Here is a 13894-nt window from a genome sequence, read left to right on the forward strand (position 1 = left end):
GACAGATGGGCGTCAAAGTACTGACCAGAATGGGCCCAACAGACGGGGGCTCCAGCCCTCGCATTGGAGACAGGCTTGACGACCTTCCCCCGGCTCTTGCTCGAGCACGCTGCCCAACGGCCCGAAGCGCCCGCGTTGCGCGAGAAGGCGTTCGGTGTGTGGCAGACGCTGTCCTGGGCGCAGCTGGCAGCGCTGGTGCAGGAGCTGGCCCTGGGCCTGGCCGCGGCTGGCTTGCGCCGCGGCGAGCACATCGTTGTCGTCGGAGAGAACCGGCCGCGCCTGTACGCCAGCATGCTGGCCGCGCAATGTCTGGGTGCCGTGCCGGTGCCGCTGTATCAGGACGCCGTTGCGGCCGAGTTCGTCTTCCCGCTGAACAACGCCGAGATTGCCTTCGCCATCGTCGAGGACCAGGAGCAGGTGGACAAGCTGCTGGAGCTGCGCGAGCAATGTCCGCAGCTCAAGCGCATCTGGTTTGACGACCCGCGCGGCCTGCGCAACTACGACGAGCCGGGCCTCGCCTCGCTGGACGAGCTGATCGTGCAGGGCCGCGCGCATGCGGTCGAGCGCCCCGAGTTCTTCGCCGCCGAGGTTGCGGCATGCCTGCCGGGTGACGTCGCCGCGCTGTTCTTCACGTCGGGCACCACGGGCAACCCCAAGGGCGTCATGCACACCCATGCAACGCTGATCGACCGTGCGCAGGCCGGCCAGCGCTTTGACAAGCTGACGTCGATTGAGGAGGTGCTGGCCTATCTGCCACCGGCCTGGGTGGGCCAGAACATCTTCAGCTACGCGCAGTGGCTGGCGGTGGGCTACGTCGTCAACTGCCCGGAGTCAGCCAGCACCGTCAGCATCGACCTGAAGGAGGTCGGCCCGACCTACTACTTCGCGCCGCCGCGTGTCTTCGAGGGCTTGCTGACGACCGTGATGATCCGCATGGAGGACGCCTCGGCCATCAAGCGCCGGCTGTTCGAGCGCTGCATGACGCTGGCCCGCCGCGTTGGCCCGCGGCTGATGGACCACGAGCCCGTAGGCCTGCTGGACCGCATGGCCTACGCCCTTGGCGACCTGATGATCTACGGCCCGCTGCGCAACACGCTGGGCTTCTCGCGGGTGCGCGTGGCCTACACGGCGGGCGAGGCCATCGGCCCCGACCTGTTCAGCTTCTACCGCGCCATCGGCATCAATCTCAAGCAGCTCTACGGCTCCACCGAGACCGCCGTCTTCGTCTGCCTGCAGCCCGACCATGAGGCCCGCGCCGACACGGTGGGCGTGCCGATTGACGGCGTGGAGATCAAGCTGAGCGACAGCGGCGAGTTGCTGGTGCGCTCGCCCGGCCTGCTCAAGGGCTACTACAAGAACGACGCCGCAACGGCCGAGGCGCTGACGCCCGACGGCTGGTTCCACACCGGTGACGCCGGCTTCCTGACGCCCGGCGGCCACTTGAAGATCATCGACCGCGCCAAGGATGTCGGGCGGCTGATGGGCGGCGCATTCGACGGCGCGATGTTTGCGCCCAAGTACGTGGAGAACAAGCTGAAGTTCTTCCCGCACATCAAGGAGGCCGTCTGCTTCGGCGACAAGCGCGACAAGGTGTGCGCCTTCATCAACATCGACTTCGAGGCCGTGGGCAACTGGGCCGAGCGCCGCAACCTGCCCTACGCCGGCTACACCGACCTGGCCCAGCGCGCCGAGGTCTACGAGTTGATCCTCGACTGCGTCGAGAAGGTCAACGCCGACCTGGCGCAGGACGAGCTGCTGGCGGGCAGCCAGATCAGCCGGTTCCTGGTGCTGCACAAGGAGCTGGACGCCGACGACGGCGAGCTGACGCGCACACGCAAGGTCAGGCGCGGCGCCATCGCCGAGAAGTACGGCGTGCTCATCGACGCGCTCTACGAGGGCAAGGTCTCGCAGTACATCGAGACGCAGGTGAAGTTCGAGGATGGCCGCACGTCCATGGTGGCGGCGGACCTGCGCATCGTCGAGGCGCGCACCTTTCCTGCCGTGAAGGGCCAAGCGGCATGAGCGCGAAGAAGATTGGCGACGTCGTCCTCGACGTGAAGAACATCTCGCTGGCCTTCGGCGGCGTGAAGGCGCTGACCGACATCAGCTTCGACGTGCGCGAGCACGAGGTGCGGGCCATCATCGGCCCCAACGGTGCGGGCAAGAGCTCGATGCTGAACTGCATCAACGGCGTCTACCAGCCCCAGCAGGGCGCCATCACGCTGCGCGGCCGCACCTTCAAGGGCATGAGCCCGCGCCAGGTGGCCGAGATGGGCGTGGCGCGCACCTTCCAGAACCTGGCCCTGTTCAAGGGCATGAGCGTGCTGGACAACATCATGACCGGCCGCAACCTGCGCATGAAGCGCGGCCTGTTCTGGCAGGCCCTGCACCTCGGCCCCGCGCGGCGCGAGGAGAGCGAGCAGCGCGAGGCGGTGGAACGCATCATCGATTTCCTCGAGATCCAGGCCTACCGCAAGACGCCCGTCGGCCGCCTGCCCTATGGCCTGCAAAAGCGTGTGGACCTCGGTCGCGCTCTGGCCATGGAGCCCAGCCTGCTGCTGCTGGACGAGCCCATGGCCGGCATGAACGTGGAGGAGAAGCAGGACATGTGCCGCTTCATCCTCGACGTCAACGACGAGTTCGGCACCACCATCGTGCTGATCGAGCACGACATGGGCGTCGTCATGGACATCTCGGACCGCGTCGTCGTGCTGGACTACGGCAAGAAGATCGGCGACGGCGCACCAGACCAGGTGCGCAAGAACGAAGATGTCATCAAGGCCTATCTCGGAGCGAGCCACTGATGGGACCTTTCCTCGAAACCCTCATTGGCGGCCTGATGGCCGGCATGCTGTATTCGCTGATCGCACTGGGCTTTGTGCTGATCTTCAAGGCCAGCGGCGTCTTCAACTTCGCGCAGGGTGCGATGGTGTTGTTCGCGGCACTCGCCATGGCGCGCTTTGCCGAGTGGATCCAGAAATACACGGGCCTGGACGGCAAGCTCGTCATCAACCTGCTGGCGTTTGCCGGCGCGCTGGCCGTCATGGTCGTCGTGGCCTGGCTGGTGGAGCGGCTGGCCCTGTCCAAGCTCGTCAACCAGGAGGGCGTGACGCTGTTGATGGCCACGCTGGGCATCGCCTACCTGCTCGAAGGCCTGGGCCAGACGCTGTTCGGCAACGACATCTACAAGATCGACATCGGCCTGCCCAAGGACCCGATGTTCCTGTTCGACAAGACCTTCGAGGGCGGCATCCTCGTCAGCAAGGAAGACCTCTACGCCGCGCTGATCGCAGCGGCGCTGGTGGCTGGCCTGTCGCTGTTCTTCCAGAAGACCGCCACCGGCCGCGCGCTGCGCGCCGTGGCAGACGACCACCAGGCTGCGCAGAGCATCGGCATCCCGCTGTCGCGCATCTGGGTCATCGTCTGGAGCGTGGCCGGCTTTGTGGCGCTGGTGGCCGGGATGATCTGGGGCAGCAAGCTGGGCGTGCAGTTCTCGCTTTCGCTGGTCGCGCTGAAGGCGCTGCCGGTGGTCATCCTGGGTGGGCTGACCAGTGTGCCCGGCGCCATCGTCGGAGGCCTGCTGATTGGCGTCGGCGAGAAGCTGTCGGAGGCCTACCTCGGGCCGGCGCTGGGTGGTGGCATCGAGTATTGGTTCGGGTACGTGCTCGTGCTCGTGGTGTTGCTGGTCAGGCCGCAGGGTCTGTTCGGCGAGAAGATCATCGATCGGGTCTGAGCCATGCTTTACAGAGAGAACGGCCAGTTCAAGACCAGCTACTCGGCGGACAGCCAGATCCTGCCCATCCGCCAGGACCGCGTCGCGATGGCGCTGCTGCTGGCCGTCGCCTTTGTCGTCGTGCCGATGGTGTCCAGCGAGTACCTGCTGCGCGCCATCTTCATCCCCTTCCTGATCCTGTCGCTCGCCGCGTTGGGCCTGAATGTGCTGGTGGGCTACTGCGGCCAGATCTCGCTCGGCTCGGGCGCCTTCATGGCCGTGGGCGCCTACGTGGCCTACAACTGCCAGGCTCGTTTCGAAGGCATGCCGCTGATCGTGTCGCTGCTGGCCGGCGGCCTGGGCGCGACCGTGCTGGGCGTGGCCTTCGGGCTGCCGTCGCTGCGCATCAAGGGCCTCTACCTCGCGGTGGCCACGCTGGCGGCGCAGTTCTTCGTCGACTGGGCCTGCCTGCGCCTGCCCTGGGTCACCAACGGCTCTTCGTCCGGCTCGGTCAGCGTGGCGGGGCTCAGCATCGCGGGCTTCAATGTCGAATCACCGGCCTCGCGCTACCTGCTCTGCCTGGCCTTCGTCGTGGTCTTCGCGCTGGCGGCCAAGAACCTCGTGCGCGGCCACATCGGGCGCTCGTGGATGGCCATGCGCGACATGGATGTGGCCGCCGCCGTCATCGGCATCCGGCCCATGCAGGCCAAGCTCAGCGCCTTCGCGGTGTCCAGCTTCATCATCGGCGTGGCCGGTGCGCTGTGGGGCTTCGTGCACCTGGGTTCCTGGGAGCCGGCGGCCTTCGGCATCAACCGCTCGTTCGACCTGCTCTTCATGGTCATCATCGGCGGGCTCGGCTCGATCTCGGGTGCCTTCTTCGGCGCGGCCTTCATCGTCGTGCTGCCGTTGATCCTGGACAAGCTGCCCTACTGGACCGGCCTGCCCATCGACACGGCCACCGCCTCCCATCTCGCGCTGATGATCTTCGGCGCGCTGATCGTGTTCTTCCTCATCAAGGAACCGCACGGTCTGGCACGGCTCTGGGCGACAGCCAAGGAAAAGCTGCGCCTCTGGCCCTTCCCTCACTGAACTTGCACAGACCCACAACGACAGGAGACAACGCTCATGAAGACCTTCATCGCTTGCGCGGCCCTCGCCGCACTGCAACTTGCAGCCCCCGCAGCCCAGGCGCAAGCCAAGGAGCAGTTCTTCCCGTTGCTGGTCTATCGCACGGGGCCTTACTCGCCCAACGGCACGCCCTGGGCCAATGGCAAGCAGGACTACATCAAGCTCATCAACGCGCGCGACGGCGGCGTCAACGGCGTGAAGCTGACGTTCGAGGAATGCGAGACGGGCTATGCCACCGACAAGGGCGTGGAGTGCTACGAGCGCCTGAAGGGCAAGGGCGCCAGCCTCTTCGACCCGCAGGCCACCGGCATCACCTTCGCGCTGACCGACAAGGTGCCCAACGACAAGATCCCGCTCATCACGCTGGGCTACGGCCTGTCGGCCTCGGCCGACGGCGGCGTGTTCGCGTGGAACTTCCCGCTGATGGGCAGCTACTGGACGGCGGCCGACATCCTCATCCAGCACATCGGCAAGAAGGAAGGCGGGCTGGACAAGCTCAAGGGCAAGAAGATCGCGCTGGTCTATCACGACAGCCCCTTCGGCAAGGAGCCCATCCCGCTGCTGGAAGAGCGCAGCAAGACGCACGGCTTCGAGCTCGTGAAGATCCCCGTCACCGCGCCTGGTGTGGAGCAGAAGAGCGCCTGGCTGCAGGTGCGCCAGCAGCGGCCCGACTACACGCTGCTGTGGGGCTGGGGCGTCATGAACTCCACCGCGCTGAAGGAGGCCCAGGCCACCGGCTACCCGCGCGACAAGATGTACGGCGTCTGGTGGTCGGGTGCCGAGCCCGATGTGAAGGACGTGGGTGAGGGTGCCAAGGGCTATAACGCGCTCAACCTCAACACCTCGGGCCAGAGTCCCAAGGTCATCCAGGACATCCTCAAGCTCGTGCATGACAAGGGCCAGGGCACTGGCCCGAAGGACGAGGTCGGCTCGGTGCTCTACACGCGCGGCCTGGTCATCCAGGCGCTCGGCGTGGAGGCCGTGCGGCGCGCGCAGGAGCGCTTCGGCAAGGGCAAGGTCATGACCGGCGAGCAGGTGCGCTGGGGCCTGGAGAACCTGGCGCTGGACGACAAGAAGCTGGCCGCCCTGGGCCTGACCGGCGTGATCCGCCCGATCAGCACCAGCTGCACCGATCACCAGGGCTCGACCTGGGCGCGCATCCACACCTGGGACGGCGCCAAGTGGAGCTTCAGCAGCGACTGGTACGAGGCCGACAGCCAGATCATCAAGCCGATGGTCAAGGCGGCGGCGGACAAGTACGCCGGCGAGAAGAAGCTCACCCGTCGCACGCCCGCAGACTGCCAGAGCTGATGCGATGAGCACCGAGGTTCTCCTCAACGTCAACGGCATCGAGGTCATCTACAACCACGTGATCTTGGTGCTCAAGGGCGTGTCGCTGCAGGTGCCGCAGGGCAAGGTGGTGGCGCTGCTGGGCGGCAACGGCGCCGGCAAGACCACCACGCTGCGGGCGGTGTCCAACCTGCTCGAAGGCGAGCGCGGCGAAGTCACCAAGGGCAGCATCGAGCTGCGCGGCGAGCGCATCGAGAAGCTGTCCACATCGGCCATGGTCGAGCGTGGCGTGGTGCAGGTGATGGAGGGCCGGCACTGCTTTGCCCACCTGACCATCGAGGAGAACCTGATGACCGGCGCCTATACCCGCAAGGACGGGCGGGCGGCGGTGGCGGCCACGCTGGAGAAGGTCTACACCTACTTCCCGCGCCTCAAGACCCGGCGCACCAGCCAGGCCGCCTACACGTCAGGTGGCGAGCAGCAGATGTGCGCCATCGGTCGCGCGCTGATGGCCAACCCGAAGATGGTGCTGCTGGACGAGCCGTCCATGGGCCTGGCGCCGCAGATCGTGGAGGAGGTGTTCGAGATCGTGCGCGACCTCAACACCAAGGAGGGGACGACCTTCCTGCTCGCCGAGCAGAACACCAGCATGGCGCTGCGTTATGCCGACTACGGCTACATCCTGGAGAACGGCCGCGTCGTCATGGACGGCGCCGCCAGCGCGCTGCGCGAGAACGAGGACGTCAAGGAGTTCTACCTCGGCGTGGGCGGGGAAGGGCGGCGCAGCTTCAAGGATGTGAAGAGCTACAAGCGAAGGAAGAGGTGGCTCGCATGAGTGACGATTCCTGGGAAATGGCGCCGCCGCCCTTTGATGCGGACTCGGCGCTGCTGACGATGAAGCGCTTCGCCCGCGACCAGCGCGTGCTGGCCGAGCGCGGCGAGGGCTGGATGCTGGGCGCCGACGTCGTGCTCAAGCTGGCGGTGGACGGTGCAACGGTCAAGGTCCAGCTCACCAAGCGCCCGGCGCGCACGCCCGAGTGGGACACGTTCACGCTCAAGTCCGCGACCGAGTTGCGCAAGCTGCAGGATGAGATCAAGCGCCGGCTCACGCGCTGGAAGGAAGACGAGTGAGCGACGAGTTCTTCGACGCGCTGGAGACCCGCGACCCGGCCGCCCGCGAGGCCGCGCTGATGGCTGCGCTGCCGGCGCAGGTCGCCCATGCCCAGGCGAGCAGCCCGGCCTACACCGCGCTGCTGGCCGGTATTGATGCGGCGGCCATCACCTCACGCGCGGCCCTGGCCCAGCTGCCGCTGACGCGCAAGAGCAGCCTCGCTGCCGCCCAGGCGGCACGGCGCACGCTGCGCCTGGGCGGCTTTGCGGCCGGCGCACCACGGCGCATCTTCCAATCGCCCGGGCCGCTCTATGAGCCCGAGCCCGATGCCGACGGCGCCGACCCCTGGCGCATCGGGCGCGCGCTGCATGCGGCCGGCATTCGCGCCGGGCAACTCGCCCACGTGGGCTTCAGCTACCACCTGACGCCGGCCGGCGCCATGATGGAAGCCGGCCTGCGCTCGCTGGGCGCGGCGAGCTTTCCCGGCGGTGTCGGCAACACCGAGCTGCAGCTGCAGGCGCTGATGGACCTGCAGCCCGAGGCCTATGCCGGCACGCCGAGCCTGCTGCGCATCCTGCTCGAGAAGGCGGCCGAAGGGGGGCACGCGCTGCCCTATCTGCAGCGCGCCCTGGTCAGCGGCGAAGCCTGCCCACCGCCCCTGGTCGCGTGGTTTGCGGAGCGTGGCGTGAACGTCACCCAGTGCTACGCCACGGCCGATCTCGGCCTCATCGCCTACCAGACCACCGCGCGCGAAGGCCTGGTGGTGGACGAGGGCGTCATCGTCGAGATCGTGCGCCCCGGCTCGGGCGACCCGCTGCCGGACGGCGAGGTGGGCGAGGTGGTGGTGACGACGCTGTCCGCCGGCTACCCGCTGATCCGCTTCGCCACCGGTGATCTGTCTGCCGTGCTGCCGGGCAGTTGCCCGACCGGGCGCACCAACCAGCGCCTGCGCGGCTGGCTGGGCCGGGCCGACCAGTCGGCCAAGGTGCGCGGCATGTTCGTGCATGCCGGCCAGGTGGCGGAACTGCTCAAGCGCCACCCCGAGCTGCTGAAGGCGCGCCTCGTCGTCAGCGGCGAATTGGCGCAGGATCACGTTGTGCTGCAGATTGAGATTACACAGACCTTGCAGAAAACCTTCGTGGAAAGCCTGATGCAGGCTGCGCGCGACCTGACCAAACTCCGCATTGAGGTGGAAACGCTGCCGCCAGGCAGCCTGCCCAATGACGGCAAGCTCATCGAAGACCGTCGCTAACCCGTTGGAGACACCCCGATGCGCCGTTCCCTGCCGACTTCACTGTCGATTGCCGCTGGCCTGCTGGCCTGCCTGTTCGCCGTTCCCGCCCTGGCCGAATACCCCGAGAAGCCCGTCACCATCATCGTGCCCTTCGCCGCCGGCGGCCCGACCGACAAGGTCGCCCGCGACCTGGCCGAGGCGCTGCGCAAACCCCTAGGCGGCACCATCATCATCGAGAACGTCGGTGGCGTCGGCGGCACGCTGGGTGCCAACAAAGTGGCCAAGGCCACGCCCGACGGCTACACGCTGCTGCTGCACCACATCGGCATCGCCAGCGCCACGGCCCTGTACCGCACGCTGCCCTACAAGACGCTGGAAGACTTCGAATACCTCGGCATGGTCAACGAAGTGCCGATGACGCTGATCGGCCGCCCCTCGCTGCCGGCGTCGAACTACGCCGAGCTGAGCAAATGGCTGGAAGCCAACAAGGGCACCATCAACCTGGCGCATGCCGGTGTCGGCTCGGCCTCGCACCTGTGCGGCCTGCTGTTCCAGTCGGCCATCAAGATTGACATGACGACCGTGCCCTACAAGGGCACCGCGCCGGCCATGAACGACCTGCTCGGCGGCCAGGTGGACATCATGTGCGACCAGACGACCAACACCACCGGCCAGATCGAGGCCGGCAAGGTCAAGGCCTTCGCGGTGATGTCGTCCAAGCGCCTGACCAGCGGCTCGCTGGCCAAGCTGCCGACGGCCGACGAGTCCGGCGTGAAGGGCTTCAACCTGGCGGTCTGGCACGGCCTGTACGCCCCCAAGGGCACGCCCAAGGCCGTGGTCGACAAGGTCAACACGGCGCTGCGGGCGGCGTTGAAGGATGCCGACTTCCACAAGCGCCAGGAGGCCCTGGGCGCCGTCATCATCAATGATGCACGCCTTGCACCGGCCGAGCACAAGAAGTTCGTCGAGGCCGAGATCAACAAGCTCAGCCCGGTCATCAAGGCGGCTGGCCAGTACGCTGACTAGAGGACGCCGACCAGGGGTCGAGCGGAGTCCGTGGCGCGCGGGCTCCGAGCGTCAACAAGCCCAGTGCCAGCAGTGCGGCCGTGCCGGGTTCCGGCACAACGACTGCCGTCACGACCTGCGTCGTCTGCGGTGTCCACGCATAGGTGCCGGACTCGGGCACGGGGCCGAAGATGATGTAGTCGGTGCCGGTGGTAACGCTGACCTGGACGCGGTAGTAGTACGCGCCGGCGCTGAAGCTCAGCGGCCCGCCCATGACGTAGCTGAAGGCAAAGGTCGAGCCGGCTGCGGGCAGGTCGCCTGGCGCTGACGTCCATGCCGGGAAGAAGCGTGCCGTGTCGATCTCCAGCAGTGTGAGCTCGTCCAGCGCGATCGTGCCGTCGCCATTGCTGTCCACGCCGCTGAACTGGCCGTTCAGGTCCACGCAGCCGATGTCGGCGCACAGGTTGGTGAACGTGAAGGTCCAGTTGGCTGCTGCCGCGCCGGGCGCCGACGTGGACAACGCGGCGGCAAGCCCCAGGCTGAGGACGGTCTTCATGACGGCGCTCCATGGATGCGATGGGTTCCAGCCTAGTGCTGCCAGGCCCGCGGCGCCCTCCTGCAGCTTAGGGCTTGAGTTTGTGCCGGCGCGTGATCGCTGCGTTAGGTGCCGTTGACCTTGTCGACCACCAACCGGTGGTCGTTGTCGAGCACCCAGACCTCTTCGTAATCCACCTCGAAGAGATGCCCGTCCGGGTCGGTGAAATAACCCGCGACGCCCCACTGCGTGCGCGTGGCGGGCTTGACGAGCCGCCCGCCGGCTTCAACCGCCTTGGCCAGGATGCGCGCCACCTCGTCGGCAGACTGCGCGAGATGGATCAGCGCGACGCCAGCGAAGCCGCGGCCTTCGGGTGAATCGAAGCCCGCGTCCTTGGCGAAGTCGGCACGCGAGATCAGGCACAGCGCGTAGCCGCCCAGGTCGAACTTCGCGAAGCCGGCGGTGCCGGTGGCGGACTTCTTCCAGCCCAGCGCTTCGTAGAAGGCGGTCGAGCGCTCGACGCTGTCGACGCCGAGCAGGATCAGATGCAGGCGCTGGCGCGGCGAGAGTGCCTCGCGGGCGCTGGCTTCAAAGACATGTCCGACCGGCTGCTCCAGCATCTCGTCCTCTTCGCAAATTGCGGCAATGGGCGCGCATGCTAGCGACGCCGTTGCGTGGACGGGTTACGGCTTGGGCACGGGCGTAGGCGCGTCGGCCGCCGGCCAGATCAGCGCCTGGGCCACGATGACCCGCTGGCCATCGAAAGTCGCCGCCGGCGAGCCGTAGAGCCGGTAGCCCAAGGCCAGCGCCTCGCTGACGCGATGGCAGAAGCCGGCGTCGTCGGGGCCGGTCAGCAGGCGGTAGACGGGCAGGCCGTCGGGTGGGCGGGTCATTGGGCCGAGGCGGCTTCAGGCGGCGGCATGCGGTCGAGTTCACGCACGCGCATCAGGCCCCTGGCGATGAAGAAGATCGCCAGCGCGTGGAAGCCGACCGACATCCAGTCCTCGAACTTCAGATAGATGAGGGCGTCGACGACGTAGACCGCGAGGCCGGCGTAGAAGGCCCACAGCTTGCCGCGTTGCGCGTACAGGCCCATCGCAAAGTAGAAGCCGACGGTGATGGCCGTCAACAGGATGGCCACCGGCAGCATCGACGCGAACACCGCGCTGGCCAGCGTCGTCATGGCGAGCCCGAGGACGAAGCTGGTGTCGCTGCCCGCGTGGAACATCACCGCGTTGACGAGCGACAGCCCGGCGATCCACCAGAACCAGCGTGCTGCGCCTTTGACGATCGGATCTTCATTGATGGCCATGCCGTTTTCTCCCTGAATTGTTTGGCGCGCGGAAGATAGCAGCGGGCCTTGCACCGTGGCTTCAGGACTTGCGAGAGGGGCCCGCTCGCCGCGTTCCGCGCAGCGGGTAAACACGCTGTTGACTCCTTCGTCGATCACGGAAAGAATGCATGTAAACGTTTACATGACAACACAACGACCGGCCCGCGCAAGCGGAGTCGGCACACGGATGAGACAACCGTTCCCGCCAGGCTTCCTCTGGGGCTGCGCGACTTCGGCCTACCAGATCGAAGGCTCGCCGCTTGCGGATGGCGCCGGCATCAGCAACTGGCACCGCTTCGTGCGCACACCGGGCCGCGTGCTCGGTGGCGACACGGGTGACGTCGCCTGCGACCACTACCGCCGCATGAAGGACGACGTCGCGCTGATGCGCGAGCTCGGCCTCACGGCCTACCGCTTCAGCATCGCCTGGAACCGCGTGCTGCCCGAGGGGCGTGGCGCCGTGAACGCGGCAGGCCTGGGCTTCTACGAGCGCCTCGTCGACGAACTGTTGGCGGCCGGCATCACGCCGATGGCCACGCTGCACCACTGGGACCTGCCCGCCGCGCTGGACGACCGCGGCGGCTGGCTCAACCCCGACATGCCGGACTGGTTTGCCGACTACGCCCAGGTCTGCTTCAAGGCGCTGGACGACCGCGTGCCGATGTGGGTGACGCTGAACGAGCCCTGGGTCGTCGCCGACGGCGGCTTCATGCATGGCGCGCTGGCACCCGGGCACAAGAGCGCTTACGAGGCGGCCATCGCCGCCCACCGGCTGATGCAGGCCCACGCGAAGGGCGTGCAGGCTTACCGCGCCGTGGGCAAGAACAGGATCGGCCTCGTCGTCAACATCGAGCCCAAGCATCTGCCGGCCGACGCCAGCGAGTACGACCGCCACGCCGCCAAGCTGGCCGATGCCTACATGAACCGGCAGTACCTCGACCCGGCCTTGCTCGGCACCTACCCCGATGAGCTGCGCGAGGTGTTTGGCGAGGCCTGGCCCGACTGGCCGGCGGCCGAGGTCGAGGCGTTGAAGCAACCTGTCGACTTCCTTGGCCTGAACTACTACACCCGTGCCGTCGTTCGCCACGACGCCAAGGCCTGGCCCGTGCCCGCCACGCCGCAGCGCCAGCCCGGTGGCACTTACACCGAGACCGGCTGGGAGCTGCACCCGCAGAGCCTGGCCGACACGCTGGTGTGGATGCACGAACGCTACGGCGGCCTGCCGCTGTACGTGACCGAGAACGGCGCGGCGTTCTACGACCCGCCCGTGGCTATCGACGGCCGCATCGACGACCCGCTGCGCGTGCACTACCTGCGCACCCACATCGCCGCCGTGCGGGACGCCATTCAACGGGGCGCCGACGTGCGCGGCTACTGCGCCTGGTCGCTGTTCGACAACCTCGAATGGGCGCTCGGTTTCGCCAAGCGCTTCGGTCTCGTGCATGTGGACTTTCAGACACAGCAGCGCACGCCCAAGGCCAGCGCGCGCTTCTATGCTGACGTCATCGCCGCCCACGGCACCAACCTGGAGCCCTGATGTCGGTTTCTCCCGCCACGATCAAGGATGTCGCCCGTGTCGCCGGTGTGTCCGTCGCCACGGTGTCGCGCGCACTCAACGGCGCCGAGAACGTGCTGCCCGACACCCGCCAGCGCATCGTCGAAGTGGCGCGCGAGCTGCGCTACAGCCCCTCGGGCGCCGCGCGCAGCCTCATCACGCGCCGCACCGACACCGTCGGCGCGCTGCTGCCCGACCTGCACGGCGAGTTCTTCTCCGAGCTGATCCGCGGCATCGACCAGGCCGCCCGTGCCCGCGGCCTGCACCTGCTGCTGTCCAGCTCCCATGATGACGCCGACGAGGCCGCCGCTGCGCTGCGGGCGATGAACGGCCGCGTGGACGGCCTGCTCGTCATGTCGCCGCATGCCGACGACGACTTCCTGTCGCAGAACCTGCCGTCCAACCTGCCTGCCGTGCTGCTGAACTCCGGCGTGCGGGAGGCGCCGCAGCGGGTCTTCGCCGTCGACAACTTCGGTGGCGCGCGTGCGATGACCGAGCACCTCGTTGCCACAGGCCGCACGCGCATCGCCTTCCTCGGCGGGCCCTCTGCCAACTTCGAGGCCCGCGAGCGTGAACGCGGCCACCGCGCTGGCCTGCCTGCGGGCGTTAGGCCCTGGCTGCTGGAGGGCGACTTCTCCGAGGCCGGCGGCCAGCGTGCCGCAGCAAGCCTGCTGGCGCTGCCCGTGGCCGAGCGGCCCGACGCCGTCTTCGCCGCCAACGACATCATGGCCATCGGCCTGCTCGGCGCGCTGCAGGCCGGCGGCGTGCGGGTGCCTGAGGACATCGCCCTCGCCGGCTTCGACGACATCCCCGTCGCACGCTACGTGAGCCCCGCGCTCACAACCATGCACGTGCCCATCGCCGCGCTCGGCAGCCAGGCGCTCGACGCGCTCGCCGACACCCTTGAACGCAATGCACCCGACGTCAGCACCACCGTGATGCCGGTGCAGCTCGTCGTGCGCCGCTCCTGCGGCGGCACCAAGACCTGAAT

Annotated in this window: 15 protein-coding genes; 11 read left to right on the top strand and 4 right to left on the bottom strand. The window is 67.7% G+C overall.

The annotated features are described in order from the left end of the window. Positions 1–75: 75 nt before the first annotated feature. The 9 genes from AC07V5_RS29720 to AC07V5_RS29760 are packed head-to-tail and all read left to right on the top strand — an operon-like array spanning position 76 to position 9501. Positions 76–2022: an AMP-dependent synthetase/ligase gene (locus tag AC07V5_RS29720; RefSeq protein ID WP_495119219.1), complete on the top strand. Its 1947-nt coding sequence runs from the start codon at positions 76–78 to the stop codon at positions 2020–2022. Further along, positions 2019–2804: an ABC transporter ATP-binding protein gene (locus AC07V5_RS29725; RefSeq protein WP_495119220.1), complete on the top strand. Its 786-nt coding sequence runs from the start codon at positions 2019–2021 to the stop codon at positions 2802–2804. The genes AC07V5_RS29720 and AC07V5_RS29725 overlap by 4 nt, the downstream gene beginning before the upstream one ends. Next, positions 2804–3733, top strand: a complete 930-nt coding sequence (locus AC07V5_RS29730; RefSeq protein ID WP_495119221.1) for a branched-chain amino acid ABC transporter permease — start codon at positions 2804–2806, stop codon at positions 3731–3733. Before AC07V5_RS29725 ends, AC07V5_RS29730 begins: the two co-directional genes overlap by 1 nt. A 3-nt stretch (positions 3734–3736) precedes the next feature. Beyond that, positions 3737–4801, top strand: a complete 1065-nt coding sequence (locus AC07V5_RS29735; protein WP_495119222.1) for a branched-chain amino acid ABC transporter permease — start codon at positions 3737–3739, stop codon at positions 4799–4801. Positions 4802–4837: 36 nt separating this feature from the next. After that, positions 4838–6151, top strand: a complete 1314-nt coding sequence (locus tag AC07V5_RS29740; RefSeq protein ID WP_495119223.1) for an ABC transporter substrate-binding protein — start codon at positions 4838–4840, stop codon at positions 6149–6151. Positions 6152–6155: 4 nt separating this feature from the next. Continuing rightward, positions 6156–6965, top strand: a complete 810-nt coding sequence (locus tag AC07V5_RS29745) for an ABC transporter ATP-binding protein (protein ID WP_495119224.1) — start codon at positions 6156–6158, stop codon at positions 6963–6965. Next, positions 6962–7261, top strand: a complete 300-nt coding sequence (locus tag AC07V5_RS29750; RefSeq protein ID WP_495119225.1) for a hypothetical protein — start codon at positions 6962–6964, stop codon at positions 7259–7261. Before AC07V5_RS29745 ends, AC07V5_RS29750 begins: the two co-directional genes overlap by 4 nt. Further along, positions 7258–8493 carry a phenylacetate--CoA ligase family protein gene (locus AC07V5_RS29755; RefSeq protein ID WP_495119226.1) on the top strand — a complete coding sequence of 412 codons (1236 nt, stop codon included), beginning with the start codon at positions 7258–7260 and terminating at the stop codon, positions 8491–8493. Before AC07V5_RS29750 ends, AC07V5_RS29755 begins: the two co-directional genes overlap by 4 nt. 18 nt (positions 8494–8511) lie before the next feature. Then, the gene (locus AC07V5_RS29760) at positions 8512–9501 is read left to right on the top strand and encodes a tripartite tricarboxylate transporter substrate-binding protein (RefSeq protein ID WP_495119227.1); all 990 of its coding nucleotides are present in this window, start codon (positions 8512–8514) and stop codon (positions 9499–9501) included. On the opposite strand, the gene AC07V5_RS29765 is transcribed toward AC07V5_RS29760, so the two are convergent. The 4 genes from AC07V5_RS29765 to AC07V5_RS29780 form a co-directional block, all read right to left on the bottom strand. Next, positions 9473–10036, bottom strand: coding sequence for a PEP-CTERM sorting domain-containing protein (locus tag AC07V5_RS29765; RefSeq protein ID WP_495119228.1), 564 nt, complete (start codon positions 10034–10036; stop codon positions 9473–9475). The two genes, AC07V5_RS29760 and AC07V5_RS29765, sit on opposite strands and share 29 nt — an antisense overlap. 104 nt (positions 10037–10140) lie before the next feature. Beyond that, positions 10141–10635: a VOC family protein gene (locus AC07V5_RS29770; protein ID WP_495119229.1), complete on the bottom strand. Its 495-nt coding sequence runs from the start codon at positions 10633–10635 to the stop codon at positions 10141–10143. Positions 10636–10698: 63 nt separating this feature from the next. Continuing rightward, positions 10699–10908, bottom strand: coding sequence for a DUF1737 domain-containing protein (locus AC07V5_RS29775; protein ID WP_495119230.1), 210 nt, complete (start codon positions 10906–10908; stop codon positions 10699–10701). Next, entirely contained in the window at positions 10905–11327 is a 423-nt protein-coding gene (locus AC07V5_RS29780) for a hypothetical protein (protein ID WP_495119231.1), read from the bottom strand. The genes AC07V5_RS29775 and AC07V5_RS29780 overlap by 4 nt, the downstream gene beginning before the upstream one ends. Before the next feature lie 208 nt (positions 11328–11535). Between AC07V5_RS29780 and AC07V5_RS29785 the strand changes: the two genes are divergently transcribed. Together AC07V5_RS29785 and AC07V5_RS29790 are read left to right on the top strand one after the other, a co-directional pair. Next, positions 11536–12885 carry a GH1 family beta-glucosidase gene (locus AC07V5_RS29785; RefSeq protein WP_495119232.1) on the top strand — a complete coding sequence of 450 codons (1350 nt, stop codon included), beginning with the start codon at positions 11536–11538 and terminating at the stop codon, positions 12883–12885. Next, the gene (locus tag AC07V5_RS29790; RefSeq protein ID WP_495119233.1) at positions 12885–13892 is read left to right on the top strand and encodes a LacI family DNA-binding transcriptional regulator; all 1008 of its coding nucleotides are present in this window, start codon (positions 12885–12887) and stop codon (positions 13890–13892) included. Before AC07V5_RS29785 ends, AC07V5_RS29790 begins: the two co-directional genes overlap by 1 nt. Positions 13893–13894: the final 2 nt, after the last annotated feature.

The sequence above is a fragment of the Roseateles sp. GW821-FHT02E12 genome (genome assembly GCF_059421665.1).

What these genes read in the sequence shown, in the direction of transcription:
- AC07V5_RS29725 (WP_495119220.1), top strand. Translation starts at nt 2,019, where the DNA reads ATGAGCGCGAAGAAGATTGGCGACGTCGTCCTCGACGTGAAGAACATC.
- AC07V5_RS29730 (WP_495119221.1), top strand. Translation starts at nt 2,804, where the DNA reads ATGGGACCTTTCCTCGAAACCCTCATTGGCGGCCTGATGGCCGGCATG.
- AC07V5_RS29735 (WP_495119222.1), top strand. Translation starts at nt 3,737, where the DNA reads ATGCTTTACAGAGAGAACGGCCAGTTCAAGACCAGCTACTCGGCGGAC.
- AC07V5_RS29740 (WP_495119223.1), top strand. Translation starts at nt 4,838, where the DNA reads ATGAAGACCTTCATCGCTTGCGCGGCCCTCGCCGCACTGCAACTTGCA.
- AC07V5_RS29745 (WP_495119224.1), top strand. Translation starts at nt 6,156, where the DNA reads ATGAGCACCGAGGTTCTCCTCAACGTCAACGGCATCGAGGTCATCTAC.
- AC07V5_RS29750 (WP_495119225.1), top strand. Translation starts at nt 6,962, where the DNA reads ATGAGTGACGATTCCTGGGAAATGGCGCCGCCGCCCTTTGATGCGGAC.
- AC07V5_RS29760 (WP_495119227.1), top strand. Translation starts at nt 8,512, where the DNA reads ATGCGCCGTTCCCTGCCGACTTCACTGTCGATTGCCGCTGGCCTGCTG.
- AC07V5_RS29765 (WP_495119228.1), bottom strand. Translation starts at nt 10,036, where the DNA reads ATGAAGACCGTCCTCAGCCTGGGGCTTGCCGCCGCGTTGTCCACGTCG.
- AC07V5_RS29770 (WP_495119229.1), bottom strand. Translation starts at nt 10,635, where the DNA reads ATGCTGGAGCAGCCGGTCGGACATGTCTTTGAAGCCAGCGCCCGCGAG.
- AC07V5_RS29775 (WP_495119230.1), bottom strand. Translation starts at nt 10,908, where the DNA reads ATGACCCGCCCACCCGACGGCCTGCCCGTCTACCGCCTGCTGACCGGC.
- AC07V5_RS29780 (WP_495119231.1), bottom strand. Translation starts at nt 11,327, where the DNA reads ATGGCCATCAATGAAGATCCGATCGTCAAAGGCGCAGCACGCTGGTTC.
- AC07V5_RS29785 (WP_495119232.1), top strand. Translation starts at nt 11,536, where the DNA reads ATGAGACAACCGTTCCCGCCAGGCTTCCTCTGGGGCTGCGCGACTTCG.
- AC07V5_RS29790 (WP_495119233.1), top strand. Translation starts at nt 12,885, where the DNA reads ATGTCGGTTTCTCCCGCCACGATCAAGGATGTCGCCCGTGTCGCCGGT.